The sequence below is a fragment of the Mesorhizobium sp. BR1-1-2 genome (assembly GCF_020165435.1).
GTDB lineage: Bacteria > Pseudomonadota > Alphaproteobacteria > Rhizobiales > Rhizobiaceae > Mesorhizobium.
This window is the reverse complement of the sequence record NZ_JAIUID010000002.1, coordinates 425,292-438,229: the sequence shown is the minus strand read 5'-3', so window position 1 is coordinate 438,229 and position 12,938 is coordinate 425,292. Positions and strand designations below refer to the sequence as shown.

Here is a 12,938-nt window from a genome sequence, read left to right as displayed (position 1 = left end):
GGGAGTTTAGCCTTCGAGGCAGGCGGTGCTAGAGTCGCCTGGTTTTCAGCCATTGCACCTGTCGCCATGCGCGCCGCAACGCAGTTGCGGCGGCGCCGATCGCAATGATGGCGAGAGCGAGCGTCAACACTTCGTTGTGGCCATTCCAAAGGAATTCTCCGGCCGATAGCAGTGCCGCGACGGTTGCAACTGCCATGCGATGTGGCTTGGCCATCGGTCCGGTGAAATCGCTCGGCGCCTCGTTGGCCCGCCCCAATTCCCGTACATAGGCGGTGAGAACCGAAAAACAGGCGGCCGCCCAGCCTAGGCCAGGCATGCCGATGCCGTAGCCTATTCCGACCATGATGGCGATATCGGCGATCCTGTCCGGGAACTCGTTCCAGAACGGCCCGTCGGCCGACGCCTTGCCGCCCTCGACTGCGACCATGCCATCGAACAGATTGCACAGCAGGCGAAGCTGGCAAAACAGCGCCGCGCCCAGCAACAGCAACAAACGAGAAGTGTCCCCGCTCTGCCCGCCAACCCAGAAGCCCACGCCTGCCATCGCGCCGGCGAGGATACTGGCCTGCGAAATCCGGTTGGGGGTCACGGAGAGCGCGGCGAGACGTCTGGCCGTCGCTTGTGCCCAGCGTGTGTCGCGGCTTGCAAGTGGTCTGCGATCGCCCGTGCTCATCACTGCCTCATCCCGGTGACCAGAAATAACGCGTGAGATGGAAGAAGATCGGAGCGGAGAAGACCACCGAATCCAGCCGATCTATCAGGCCGCCGTGGCCGTCGATCAGATGGCCCCAATCCTTCACGCCGCGGTCACGTTTGATGGCGGACATCACAAGGCCGCCGAAAAAACCCATCAGCGTGATCAGGAAGGCCATCGCGCCCGCTTGAAGCGGAGAGAACGGCGTGATCCACCACAGGCCAGCGCCGACGAGGCTGGCGCTCGCAACGCCGCCGAGGAAACCTTCAAGCGTCTTGGACGGCGAAAGGTTTGGTGCGATCTTCGTACGCCCGATCGCCTTTCCCCAGATATATTGCAGCACGTCGCTCAATTGCACGACGATGACAAGGAAGGCTATCAGAAGCACATTGCGGCCCTCGTAGCCCGGAATATGCAACGTCAGAAGAGCCGGGACGTGGGAGGCACAGAAAACACAGATCATCAGTGCCCATTGCACTTCGGCAATTCGAACGAGGAAGTGCTGGGTGTCGCCCCGTATGGCCGAGATGATGGGCATCAACAGGAAGGCGTAGACCGGGATGAAAACAGAAAAGATCTCGTAGTCCTCGATCCAGAGCAGCACATACTGTACCGGCAGCACGAGGAAAAACGCCGTGGCCAGCGCCCAGTGGTCGGCACGCCGGGTATTGGTCAGCGTCACGAATTCGCGAAGTGCGGCGAAGGAACAGAAGCCGAAGAGAAGCAGGACGCCGATCCGCCCGGCGATGAATGCTATGGCGATGAGAATCGCCATTACCCACCAGGCATTGATACGGGCGTTGAGGTTCTCGATGGCTGGATTGGAGCCTTCCGGCGACAGCCGTCGCTCCAGGATATGCCCCACGAAAGAGGCCACGAGCAGGATCCCGCAGACGCCGAGCACGAGAACCATCATATCGAATTGGGTTGAGTTCATTCCGCTGCCTTTTTCGGTGCCAGCGCCAGCAGCGCCCCACGTGCCCGCTCGAGGAACATATCCTTGCTCTCGCCGTCAGCCAGGTGCATTGCCTCGCCGAACGTCACCGTGCAGATCAGCGGGATAGGTACGAATTCCCCTTTCGGCATCACCCGGTTGAGATTGGCGATCCATACCGGCACCAACTCGAAATCCGGATGCGATGCCGCCAAATGGAACAGGCCGGACTTGAATGGCTGCAAGGACGCGTCGGATTGGTTGCGCGTGCCTTCCGGGAAGAGAATGAGCGAAGAGCCTTCTCTCATCGCCTCTCCCATGCTTTCGACAGGATCCATCGTGCGTCCATCGCGATTGCGCTCGATCAGGACGGCATTGAAAACGTCGCGGCCGATGAAGGCCCGGACTTTTGATTTCAGCCAGTAGTCGGCGCCCGCTACGGGACGCACCCGCCGACGCAGGCGCGGCGGCAGAACAGCCCAGATCAAGATGAAATCGCCATGGCTGGAATGATTGGCAAAGAAGATCGAGCGACGTCGAGGCAATCTGCCTTCATGCCAAAACGGCCGCACAGCGGTGATGGCTCTGGCAAACAGCAAGACGACCACGGCCACCGGCCTCGCGAGCAGCGACTTCATCCTTCCCCCAATTCGCCCGTCGATGATCACTGGCTTACATACAGCGCTGAAAATCCGCCATCGGGCAAGCAGGGATCGAAAATGACCGCCATACGTCTCTGCTTCAGGCGCTGTCGCGTCGAGACACCGTCTCCTATTCCATCTGGCGATAGCCGCTATCTCAGACCCAACGCGCTTTCCAACGACGCGACGCCTTCGACGATGGAGGTTTGCTGGTCGGCCCTCAGCTGGGCCAGCAACTCCCGTTCGAACGCCTTCGCCAGCGGCACCATCTCGCTATAGGCCGCAAGTCCGGCCCGGGTCAGCGCCAGGTGCTCGACGCGGCGATCGTTCTCGTCAGTGGTTCGGATAAGCCAGCGGCGACGCTCAAGCTCCGCCACAGCACGCGAAACCTTTGTCTTGTGCATCGCCGACTGCGCACCGAGTTCCGTCGCGGTCATTGGGCCGCGCTGGCCAAGCCCTGAAAGCGTACGCCATTCCGGCCGCGTGAGGCCGTGACGCTCCTTGTAGATCCGGGAGAATTCGCGGCTCACGGCATCGGCCAGCCGATACAGCCGGTAGGGCAGAAAGCTTTCGAGTTCCAGGATTTCGGATTCCATGACCAGCCATCGGGAAATGCCCGCGCACGGCATTGATAGTTACATTTTCAATGGTTACAAATGAAACCAATTTGGTCAAGCATTCGCGAGGAGGAAGCGATGGCCTTTTCCTACATGCCGGGTTTCGGCAACGATTTCGAAACCGAAAGCCTGCCGGGTTCGCTGCCGCACGGGCGCAATTCACCGCAGCGGCCGGCCTACGGCCTCTATGCCGAGCAGCTCTCCGGCTCGCCCTTCACCGCGCCGCGTGGCACCAATGAGCGCTCCTGGCTTTATCGCATCCGGCCGAGCGTCAAGCATACCGGGCGCTTCAAGTCGGTGAGTTATCCCTTCTGGAAAAGTGCGCCCAATGTCGGCGATCATGAGCTGGCGCTCGGCCAGTATCGCTGGAGCCCGGTGCCGATGCCGAAGGAGCCGACCGATTTCATCGCCGGCATGCGCTCGATCACCACCGCCGGCGACGTTCTTGGGCAGACCGGCATGGCGGCGCATGTCTATCTCGCCAACAAATCGATGGTCGACGACCATTTCTTCAACGCCGACGGCGAGTTGCTGGTGGTGCCGCAGGTGGGCGCCTTGCGCTTCGTCACCGAGATGGGCGTCATCGAGCTCAGGCCGGGTGAGATCGCGGTCCTGCCGCGCGGCCTTGTCTTCAAGGTCGAACTGGTCGATGCGGAAGTGCGCGGCTATGTCTGCGAGAACTACGGCGCCAAGCTGACGATGCCGGACCGCGGCCCGATCGGCGCCAATTGCCTGGCCAATCCGCGCGATTTCAAGACGCCCTGCGCCTGGTTCGAGGAGAAGGAGACGCCCTGCCGACTGACCGTCAAATGGTGCGGACATTTTCATGTCACGGAAATCGGCCATTCGCCCCTTGATGTGGTGGCGTGGCACGGCAACTATGCGCCCTACAAATATGATCTGGCGACGTTTTCGCCGGTTGGTGCGATCCTCTTTGATCACCCCGATCCGTCGATCTTCACGGTGCTGACCGCGCCGAGCGGCGAGGAAGGCACCGCCAACATCGATTTCGTCATCTTCCCGCCGCGCTGGCTGGTGGCCGAAGACACGTTCCGTCCGCCCTGGTATCACCGCAACATCATGAGCGAGTTCATGGGGCTGATCCACGGTCAGTACGATGCCAAGGAAGAAGGGTTCGTTCCCGGCGGCATCAGCCTGCACAATCTGATGCTGGCCCATGGCCCGGACGCGCCTGGCTTCGAAAAGGCCTCCCGCGCGGATCTGAAGCCCGTCAAGCTCGACAACACCATGGCCTTCATGTTCGAGACCCGGTTCCCGCAGATGCTGACCCGCTACGCCGCCGAACTCGACACCAGGCAGGACAATTACATCGACTGCTGGGCCGATCTGAAGAAACGCTTCAATGGCACGCCCGAGGGCGATTGGTCCTGAATGGATCGCTGCCGTCGGAAAACTGCCTTCAGGAAAGTTAAGCCGGCGGCTTGACGATTGCCCATAACAGCTTTGTTGTGGACCAAGCGGCGCAAGGCCACGTCAGGAGAGGAAACGCATGAAGCTTGCTACATTGAAGAACGGGACGCGCGACGGAAAGCTCGTCGTCGTCTCGCGCGATCTTACACGCTTCACCGATGCCTCCTTCCTGGTGCCGACATTGCAGGCGGCGCTCGACGACTGGCGGCGGATTTCGCCGCATCTGGCCGCAATGGCGGAGTCGCTCGAGAACAACGCGGTGCCGTCAGCGCGCTTTCACGAACACAATGCCCATTCGCCGCTGCCGCGCGCCTATCAATGGGCTGACGGTTCGGCCTATGTGAACCATGTCGAGTTGGTGCGAAAGACGCGCGGCGCCGAAATGCCGGCGAGCTTCTGGACCGACCCGCTGATCTATCAGGGCGGCTCGGACAGCTTCATCCCGCCGCGAGACCCGATCCGCATGGCCGACGAGGCCTTTGGCATCGACATGGAGGCGGAAGTCGCGGTCGTTGTCGATGATGTGCCGATGGGCGCCGGCCTCGAAAGGGCACGGGAGGCGATTCGCCTGGTGATGCTGGTCAACGACGTGACGCTGCGTGCCATCACCGGACCGGAACTCGCCAAGGGGTTCGGCTTCTTCCAGTCCAAGCCGTCTTCGGCCTTCTCGCCGGTCGCGGCGACGCCGGACGAGTTGGGCGAGGCTTGGGACGGCGGTAAGGTCAGCCTGCCGCTGCTTGCCGACCTCAACGGCAAACCTTTCGGCCGAGCGAATGCCGGCGTCGACATGACCTTCGATTTCCCAGCGCTCATCGTCCATGCGGCGAAAACACGGCCGCTGGCGGCCGGCACCATCATCGGCTCCGGCACCGTCTCCAACAAGCTCGGCGGCGGGCCTGGCAAGCCTGTCTCAGCCGGCGGCGCAGGCTATTCCTGCATCGCCGAACTGCGCATGATCGAGACCATCGAGAGCGGCGAGCCGAAGACCCCGTTCCTGCGTTTCGGCGATACGGTGCGCATAGAGATGAAGGACAAGGCCGGGCATTCGATCTTCGGCGCCATCGAGCAGACGGTCGAGAAATATGAAGGGTGAGAGCCGCAAGTTGAAGAATGAACCTGCTTGACCATCTGCGCCGCATGGCCGGCAACAATCTTTGGTCGAACGACCGGCTTTACCGGGCCGTGCTCGCGCTCAAGCCGGGCGAATTCGCGGCCGGGCGCACCGGCTTCTTCCCGTCGATCAAGGCGACGCTCAACCACATACTGGCGGTCGATCTTCTCTACCTCGATTTTCTTGAGGAGGGCGGCGTTGGCGCTGCGGTGTACGATGATTTCGTGCCGTTCGACAACGCAGCCGATTTGTCAGTGGCCCAGATCAGGTTCGACCGCAGGCTGATCACCTTCTGCCATGCCCTGTCGGAGGCCGATATCGACCGCCATGTCATCACCGATCGGCGCGGGGACGGTATGATCCCGGAGAGGATCGGCGATATCCTCGCCCATCTTTTCCTGCATGACATCCACCATCGCGGCCAGGTGCACGCGATGCTGTCCGGCACGTCGGTCGCGCCGCCGCAACTCGACGAGTTCCTGCTCGATTATGACCTCAGGCTCAGGAGTGCCGAGGTGGAACGGCTAGGCTTGGGCGATCAGACCAATGCAACGTCATAGGCTGAGAAATGCCGATCTGCTGTGACCAATGTCAGGCCTTCAATTTGAGCTTGTGCAATAAGCAGACGATCAAGGGGATCGCGATGATGGAGCGGCAAATGCTGAAGCCTTGCTGCGTGGAGTTCGTTTACACCAAGGATTGGAATCCCGTTCGATCGCAGTATGTCCACGATGTCGCCCGAGAGCGTGACTTTGCCAAGCGATCTCTTGATGGCAATCTCCGCTACCGAGATGGCGCTGACGATCATATCCTTGCCTGCGACAAAGATGTCGCGATGATGATCCGAAAGACGTGAATCTGCGTTGAGCACCCAAAGCAAAATGTGAGTGTCGACCAGATATTTGCGGCTCATTTAATATACTCGTCCCATTCGGGACCAAGTTCATCAAAATCATCCGATATTCAAATTTGGCCTTTCAGGGCTCCCAACAGGCGCTTGCTGCCGCCGGGCCGAGCGGGAGCACTCAAGGTCGCGACCACCTCTTCATGCCGGGTCAGATGGATTTCTTCGCCGGCCTGGGCACGCTTTAGCAACTCGGAGAGCTGGGCCTTCGCTTTCGCCATCGGAACATTCATCGTCAAAAACCAATTATGACCTGAATTTAGGTCATAATTGGCCGGAGCCGCAAGAACTCCGAGTCCATCAGACTATTCCGCCGCCTGCACCTTGATCACGCCGCGCTTGATCTGGTCCTGCTCGATCGATTCGAACAGTGCGCGGAAATTGCCTTCGCCAAAGCCTTCGTCGCCTTTGCGCTGGATGAATTCGAAGAAGATTGGTCCGATCACGGTCTTGGAGAAGATCTGCAAGAGGATCTTCGTCGTGCCGCCGTCGACCACGCCTTCGCCGTCGATCAAAATGCCATGCTTCTTCATGCGTTCGATCGGCTCGTCATGGCCGTTCACGCGTGCATGCGACATCTCGTAATAGGTCTCCGGCGGGCCGGGCATGAATTTCAGCCCATTGGCGGCAAGTTTGTCGGTTGCCTCGTAGATCGCGTCGGTGCCCACCGCTATATGCTGGATGCCCTCGCCATTGTACTTCTTCAGATATTCGGCAATCTGGCTGGTGTCGTCCTTGGATTCGTTGAGCGGAATGCGGATCTTGCCGCAAGGTGAGGTGATCGCCCGGCTGACCAGCCCGGTGATCTTGCCGTCGATGTCGAAGAAATGGATCTGCTTGAAGCCGAACAGGTCGCGGTAGAAATCCCACCATTTGTCCATGTTGCCGCGATAGACATTGTGCGTGAGGTGGTCGAGGAAATAGAAGCCGACGCCTTCCGGCCTGGGGTCGCGTTTGCCCAGCCATTCGAACTCGGCATCATAGGCCGAACCCTTCTCCCCATAGGTTTCGATGAAGTAGAGCAGCGAGCCGCCGATGCCAACGATCGCCGGCACGTCGAGCGTCTTGTCGGCGCCTTCGTAAGGCGTGGCACCCTTGCCGACAGCGTGGTCGAAAGCATGCTTGGCATCGACCACCCGCCACGCCATGGAGGCGGCGCATGGGCCATGCTTGTCGACGAACCTCATCGCATGCGAGCTCGGTTCGGCGTTGACGACATAGTTGATGTCGCCCTGGCGCCAGACGGTGATGTCCTTGGTACGGTGCTTTGCCACCGCTACATAACCCATGCGGGTGAACAATTCGGCCAGCTTCCGCGGCTCCGGATGCGCGAATTCGACGAATTCGAAACCATCGGTGCCGGCGGGGTTGGCCTTGCTGATCTTGGCGGGTGGAGCGTCGTGCGGGAAGGGACCCATGATTATCCTCCGGAAGCGGGCATTGGCCTGCCTAGGCCGTCTCATGCCATCATAGCGCCGGCGCGCCGCACGGTGCTTGCATTCAAACGCTTGAAATGTTTACCTGATGCGTGAAATGTGCACGATTTGAGAAAATATCATGAATGACGCGCGCCTTGACCAGTTTGATCGCAAGATACTGGCGCTGTTGCAGGGTGACGCGCGGCTCACCAACAACGATCTTTCGGAGCGGGTGAACCTCTCGGCCTCGCAATGCTCGCGCCGCCGCCAGCGGCTGGAGGAGGACGGCTACATCAAGGGCTATCGCGCCGTGCTTGACCGCGACAGGCTGGGCTTTTCGCTGGTCAACGTCATCTCGGTGACCTTGGCCACTCACAACCGCGACAATGCGCGGCGCTTCGGCGAACTCGTGGCGCGGCTGCCCGAAGTGCAGGAGGCGCACGCGCTGACCGGCGAAATGGACTACATCTTGAAAGTTGTCACGCCTGACCTGAAATCGCTGTCGGAGTTCGTCAATGGCGTGCTCTTGCCGCACGAATCCGTGCAGCACGTCAAGACGGCGATTGTGCTCGAGACGCTCAAGGAAACGGGCGCGCTGCCGATCTAACCCTTCGACTGCTGGATCAGCCCATAGAGATTGGTGCAGCGGGCGCCGGAACGGCAATAGGCAAAGACCGGGCCTTCCAACTCGTCGAGCGCTTGTCCCTGGTCCTCGACATTCTCGGCGGTGATCTGGCCGCTGATGACGGGGATGTAGCGGAAGGCAAGCCCGGCAGCCTCGACTGCGGCCTTGAGCGTGTCGGCGGAAGGCTGGCCGGGCTGCTCGTCGTCCGGCCGGTTGCAGATCACGCTCTTGAAGCCGGCTGCCTTGATGGCGGCGACGTCCTCGGGCTGGATCTGGCCCGAGACCGAATAGTCCTCGCTTATCTGGCGGTATTCCATTGTGGTGTCCTCGCAATCTGGTTGGGCAGTCTTGCCACTCCCCGGCACGGGCGGCAATCCACGCCGAGGGATTTCTCTGCCAAATAGCGAGTGCCGACCGGAAAATCCAACCGGGTCTCTGGGCCCGGTTGGAGCGAACGGCTCAACTGCCGAGGATCGCGCCTTTGATCTGCGTGATGTTGTTGTGCATCATGTCGATATAGGTCGAGGCCGGGCCGTCTGGCTGCGACAGCGCGTCCGAATAGAGCGTGCCGCCGACCTTGATGCCGGTCTCGCTGGCGATCTGCTCGATCAGGCGGGGGTTGGTGATGTTCTCGACGAAGATTGCCGCCGCCTTGTCCTGCTTGACCTGCTCGACCAGCTTGGCGACGTCGGCGGCCGACGGTTCGGAGTCCGTCGAGATGCCCTGCGGCGCGAGGAAGATGAGGCCGTATTCGTGCTCGAAATAGCCGAACGCGTCATGTGAGGTGATGACGACGCGCTTCGCCTGGGGGATGGACTGGATCGTCGCCTTCACTTCGCCTTCGAGCGCGTCGAGCTTCTTTGTGTAGGCCGCGGCATTGGTCTGGTAGCTGACGCAGCCATCATTGTCGGCCGCGCAGAACGCCTCGGCAATGTTCTTCACATAGATCCTGGCATTGGCGATCGACTGGAAGGCATGCGGATCGGTGACCGTCTTGCCGCCGCCGGTACCCGCGCCTTCGGCCGCGTCCGCATCGGCGAATTCCGGCTTGAAATCGATCGGCGTCACGCCCTTGGTCAAGGTGACGATCGAGGCCTTGGTGGCGCTGGCTTCGACCAGCCGCTGCAGAAAGCCCTCGAAATGCAGGCCGTTGACCAGCACCAGGTCGGCGCCCGCCATCGCTACCGCATCGGCTGGGCTCGGCTCGTAGACATGCGCATCGCCGTCGGGTCCCACGATCGTGGTGATGTTGACGCGGTCGCCGCCGACATTCCTTGCAAAATCGGCAATGACGGTGAAGCTTGCGACCACTTTCAAGGGCGCCGCAAAGGCCGACGACGCGCCGAAAGCAGTTAATGTTATAACGCTCATCACCAGGGCGGCGCGGAACGATTTCAACATAGGCGGGTCTCCTTCAGAGGTGGATGAATCAGGCCGTCCGATGACGGTGATGGACGATGCGGGCGCGCAGCGCGCCGCGCGTGCCGAACAGGATCGAGGCGAAATAGACGACGCCGGCCGACAGGATGATGGCTGGGCCGGAGGGCAGCGAGGCGTGGTAGGATAGAAGCAGTCCGGCGATGCAGGAGGCAAAGCCGATCAACACGGCCAGCACGCACATCGGTTCGACGCGCACGGTCCAGAAACGGGCGGCTGCCGCCGGCAGCATCATCAACCCGACCGACAGAAGCGTGCCCAGCGCCTGGAAGCCGCCAACGAGGTTGAGCACGACCAGGCCGAGGAAAATGAAATGCACCGGACTGCCCCACCGGCTGACCGAGCGCAGGAACAGCGGGTCGAGGCATTCGGCGACCAGGGCCCGCCAGAAGACGGCGAGGCTGGCAAGAGTCACCAGCACGATGCCGCCGATCAGCGTCAGCGCTTCGTCGTTGAGCGCCAGCACCGTGCCGAACAGCACATGCATGAGGTCAACGCTGGAGCCACGGATCGAAACCATCAGCACGCCGACGGCGAGCGAAATCAGGTAGAAGGCCGCCATCGAGGCGTCCTCGCGCTGGATGGTGAATCGTGAAACGGCGCCTGCGCCGAGCGCAACGACGATGCCGGCGATCAGGCCGCCAATGGTCATCGGCAGGATTTCCAGCCCGTAAAGCAGGAAGCCGGCTGCTGCACCCGGCAGGATGGCGTGCGCCATGGCGTCGCCCGAGAGGCTCATGCGCCGCAACATCAGGAAGACGCCGACAGGACAGGCGCCGAGCGACAGCATCAGCGAGCCGAACAGCGCCCGCTGCATGAACGCGAAATCGGCAAAAGGCGCGATGAAGAGGTCGTAAAGGAAGCTCATCAGGCAGCCCTTGGTCCAGCGCCATGATGGTGGTGATGGTCCTGCGCGTGGGCAGGCTCGTCATGATCGTGATCATGTCCGTCATGGTCATGATCGTGCCCGCCCGGCTCGCACCACGGCGCGTTCTCTTCCCATGCTTCATGGAAGCGCCTGGCCCGCAGGAGATTGTCGGACCGCAATGTCTCCTTCGTCTCGCCCCAGGCGACAGGCTGGCGGGCCAGCAGCAGCGTCTCGGGAAAATTCTGCCGGACAAGGTCGAGGTCGTGGACGACGACCATGATGGTGCGTTCCTCGCCATGCCAGCGCTTGATCAGAGCGATGAGATCGCCCACCGTCTTTGCATCGACGGCGTTGAACGGTTCGTCGAGCAGGATGAGATCGGCATCCTGCAACAGCACGCGGGCAAACAAGGTGCGCTGCAACTGGCCGCCCGACAGAGTGTCGATCGGGCGTGTCTCGAAGCCGCCAAGACCGACCGCCATCAGCGCCTCGCTGACGGATCGGCGATCCTCCTTCGTGTGGCGGCCGAGCAGCCCGCGTTTTGGCCACAGGCCGAGCGAGACCAGATCGACGACCCGGGCCGGAAAGCTGCGGTCGATTTCCGACTGCTGCGGCAGATAGGCGGCGCGCACGCCCGGCGCCCGCGTCACGGCGCCGGCCATCGGCTTCAGCACGCCGACAATACCCTTCATCAGCGTCGACTTGCCCGAACCGTTGGCGCCAACGACGGCGGTCAACGAGCCTTTGCGTATGACGCCGTCCAGATGATGGATCGCCGGATGGCTGTTATAGCCAAGCGTCAGGTCACGGAATGTCAGGCAGGTTTCGGTCATTCGACGGTCCGTGGGGGCGGAAGTGCGGCTGCCGGGCAGCGCCGACTGGATATGTGATGTTATTACATTAGTCAACAAGCCAATCGAGCGGAATTGTGGCTGGCGGCTCAACTTGCCGTGACTCTCCGGCGCCGCTGGTCCAAGGGGATTTGGAGCGCTCGGCCTTGCCCGAAGCCGACGCCAACTCTAAAGAGGCGCGACCACAAAGGAAGGAAACCTCCCATGAGCATTCGTCGCATCGATGTTGGCCCGCGCATGAGCCAGATCGTCATTCACGGCAACACCGTCTATCTGGCCGGCCAGGTGGGTGAGCCCGGCGGCAATGTCGCCTCGCAGACCCGCGATATTCTGGCGACGATCGACGAATTGCTGGCCGAGGCGGGCACCGACAAGACCAAGATCGTCCAGGCGATCATTTGGCTGGCCGACATGGGCACCTTCGCCGAGATGAACTCGGAATGGGACAAGTGGGTGCCCCAGGGCCACACGCCCGCCCGCGCCACCGGCGAAGCCAAGCTCGCCGGTCCGCAATATCTGGTCGAGATCATTATCACCGCGGCGATCTGAGCTCTTTACCCTCCCCCTTTGTGGGGAGGGTCGCTGCGCAGCAGCGGGGTGGGGGCGGTGCTCACCGTCACCCGTCTCGCCGCAAGGGAAGGTCCGCAGGCGCTATCCCTGTGACGGCGTGAACCTTGCCACAAGCGTGTGGCTCTCGGCTGCATAGGTGAAGCGCACATGGGTGACCGGGTGCTCGGCACTCCATGTCCGGCGCTCGACCACAAGACAGGCCGCGCCAAGGCCGATGTCGAGGGCATCGGCAACACGCTCGTCGGCGGCAACAGCACGAATGCGATGCTCGGCCTCGCTCCACGGCACACGGCCGATCAGCCATGGACCCGGCGCAATGTCGAGGAACTCTTCCTCGTCGGCTTCCGTGACGGCGGAGAGATTGATCAAGCGCTCTTCGAGCGCGAAGGGCCGTTCTCCGGCGAAATGCAGGCATTCCAGTGATAGCACCGAACCCGAGGCGGAAAGCCCGAGCAGCGCCCGGTCTTGCGCGCTGCTGCGCCGCTTCAGGCGCGCCAATCGCTCATATCGATAGGGCAGGCCGAGCGCCTCGACCTCGATCCTGATGTCATGGATTTCCAGCACCGCCGCTTGCGATTGCGGCTGGCGCACGAAACTGCCTGAGCGCCGACGGCGTTCGATCAGTCCTGACTTGGCAAGCTGCGACAGCGCCTTGTTCACCGTCATGCGCGAGCAATCATATTCGGCCGTCAACTCGTGCTCGAACGGAATGCGATGCCCCGGCGCCCAGGCGCCGGACAGGATTTTCTCGCTTATGTCGGACAGGATGCGCTGATGCAGCGACACCGTCTCGCCGCCCTCCGTCTCCGCTGTCGCCACCATGCTCATGGGATATCC

17 protein-coding genes are annotated in these 12,938 nt (G+C 61.7%); 5 read left to right on the top strand and 12 right to left on the bottom strand.

All coding sequences use genetic code 11. From position 1 onward, the window contains the following. Window positions 1-28: 28 nt before the first annotated feature. The 4 genes from LB551_RS05490 to LB551_RS05475 all read right to left on the bottom strand — a co-directional run bounded on the left by LB551_RS05490 (window position 29) and on the right by LB551_RS05475 (window position 2,865). Complete coding sequence (locus tag LB551_RS05490) at window positions 29-676, bottom strand: CDP-alcohol phosphatidyltransferase family protein (protein WP_224658476.1); 648 nt, start codon at window positions 674-676, stop codon at window positions 29-31. 4 nt (window positions 677-680) lie between these two features. Continuing rightward, a complete protein-coding gene (locus LB551_RS05485) occupies window positions 681-1,631 on the bottom strand; it encodes a phosphatidate cytidylyltransferase (protein WP_224658475.1) in 951 nt (316 codons plus the stop codon). Continuing rightward, window positions 1,628-2,266, bottom strand: a complete 639-nt coding sequence (locus tag LB551_RS05480; RefSeq protein WP_140560542.1) for a lysophospholipid acyltransferase family protein — start codon at window positions 2,264-2,266, stop codon at window positions 1,628-1,630. The genes LB551_RS05485 and LB551_RS05480 overlap by 4 nt, the downstream gene beginning before the upstream one ends. A gap of 155 nt (window positions 2,267-2,421) precedes the next feature. Continuing rightward, window positions 2,422-2,865, bottom strand: a complete 444-nt coding sequence (locus LB551_RS05475) for a MarR family winged helix-turn-helix transcriptional regulator (protein ID WP_224658474.1) — start codon at window positions 2,863-2,865, stop codon at window positions 2,422-2,424. Between the two features lie 99 nt (window positions 2,866-2,964). Here LB551_RS05475 and hmgA point away from each other — a divergent pair, with 99 nt between their 5' ends. From hmgA to LB551_RS05460, 3 genes are all read left to right on the top strand, one after another. Beyond that, the gene (hmgA, locus tag LB551_RS05470; protein ID WP_224658473.1) at window positions 2,965-4,278 is read left to right on the top strand and encodes a homogentisate 1,2-dioxygenase; all 1,314 of its coding nucleotides are present in this window, start codon (window positions 2,965-2,967) and stop codon (window positions 4,276-4,278) included. Window positions 4,279-4,396: 118 nt separating this feature from the next. Then, window positions 4,397-5,410 (top strand): fumarylacetoacetate hydrolase family protein, encoded by a 1,014-nt coding sequence (locus tag LB551_RS05465; RefSeq protein WP_224658472.1) that lies wholly within the window; start codon window positions 4,397-4,399, stop codon window positions 5,408-5,410. A gap of 17 nt (window positions 5,411-5,427) precedes the next feature. After that, a complete protein-coding gene (locus LB551_RS05460) occupies window positions 5,428-5,988 on the top strand; it encodes a DinB family protein (RefSeq protein ID WP_224658471.1) in 561 nt (186 codons plus the stop codon). Here the strand turns inward: LB551_RS05460 and LB551_RS05455 are convergent. The 3 genes from LB551_RS05455 to hppD all read right to left on the bottom strand — a co-directional run bounded on the left by LB551_RS05455 (window position 5,967) and on the right by hppD (window position 7,750). Then, a complete protein-coding gene (locus tag LB551_RS05455; RefSeq protein WP_224658470.1) occupies window positions 5,967-6,341 on the bottom strand; it encodes a type II toxin-antitoxin system VapC family toxin in 375 nt (124 codons plus the stop codon). The genes LB551_RS05460 and LB551_RS05455 overlap by 22 nt on opposite strands. Before the next feature lie 50 nt (window positions 6,342-6,391). Next, the gene (locus LB551_RS05450; RefSeq protein WP_224622625.1) at window positions 6,392-6,553 is read right to left on the bottom strand and encodes a type II toxin-antitoxin system Phd/YefM family antitoxin; all 162 of its coding nucleotides are present in this window, start codon (window positions 6,551-6,553) and stop codon (window positions 6,392-6,394) included. An 84-nt stretch (window positions 6,554-6,637) separates the two neighbouring features. Then, entirely contained in the window at window positions 6,638-7,750 is a 1,113-nt protein-coding gene (gene hppD, locus LB551_RS05445) for a 4-hydroxyphenylpyruvate dioxygenase (RefSeq protein WP_224622623.1), read from the bottom strand. A 139-nt stretch (window positions 7,751-7,889) separates the two neighbouring features. Here hppD and LB551_RS05440 point away from each other — a divergent pair, with 139 nt between their 5' ends. After that, window positions 7,890-8,357 carry an Lrp/AsnC family transcriptional regulator gene (locus LB551_RS05440; protein ID WP_224622621.1) on the top strand — a complete coding sequence of 156 codons (468 nt, stop codon included), beginning with the start codon at window positions 7,890-7,892 and terminating at the stop codon, window positions 8,355-8,357. Here the strand turns inward: LB551_RS05440 and LB551_RS05435 are convergent. The 4 genes from LB551_RS05435 to aztA all read right to left on the bottom strand — a co-directional run bounded on the left by LB551_RS05435 (window position 8,354) and on the right by aztA (window position 11,513). Beyond that, window positions 8,354-8,692, bottom strand: coding sequence for a TIGR01244 family sulfur transferase (locus tag LB551_RS05435; RefSeq protein ID WP_140549140.1), 339 nt, complete (start codon window positions 8,690-8,692; stop codon window positions 8,354-8,356). The two genes, LB551_RS05440 and LB551_RS05435, sit on opposite strands and share 4 nt — an antisense overlap. Before the next feature lie 142 nt (window positions 8,693-8,834). Then, on the bottom strand, window positions 8,835-9,776 hold the full coding sequence (aztC, locus tag LB551_RS05430; RefSeq protein ID WP_224622619.1) for a zinc ABC transporter substrate-binding protein AztC: 942 nt from the start codon (window positions 9,774-9,776) through the stop codon (window positions 8,835-8,837). A gap of 28 nt (window positions 9,777-9,804) precedes the next feature. Next, window positions 9,805-10,680, bottom strand: coding sequence for a zinc ABC transporter permease AztB (gene aztB, locus LB551_RS05425; protein WP_224622616.1), 876 nt, complete (start codon window positions 10,678-10,680; stop codon window positions 9,805-9,807). Then, the gene (gene aztA, locus LB551_RS05420; protein WP_224622614.1) at window positions 10,680-11,513 is read right to left on the bottom strand and encodes a zinc ABC transporter ATP-binding protein AztA; all 834 of its coding nucleotides are present in this window, start codon (window positions 11,511-11,513) and stop codon (window positions 10,680-10,682) included. The genes aztB and aztA overlap by 1 nt, the downstream gene beginning before the upstream one ends. Before the next feature lie 222 nt (window positions 11,514-11,735). On the opposite strand from aztA, the gene LB551_RS05415 reads away from it, so the two are divergent. Further along, on the top strand, window positions 11,736-12,080 hold the full coding sequence (locus LB551_RS05415) for a RidA family protein (RefSeq protein WP_224658469.1): 345 nt from the start codon (window positions 11,736-11,738) through the stop codon (window positions 12,078-12,080). 102 nt (window positions 12,081-12,182) lie between these two features. On the opposite strand, the gene hutC is transcribed toward LB551_RS05415, so the two are convergent. Beyond that, window positions 12,183-12,929: a histidine utilization repressor gene (gene hutC, locus LB551_RS05410; RefSeq protein WP_224658468.1), complete on the bottom strand. Its 747-nt coding sequence runs from the start codon at window positions 12,927-12,929 to the stop codon at window positions 12,183-12,185. Window positions 12,930-12,938: the final 9 nt, after the last annotated feature.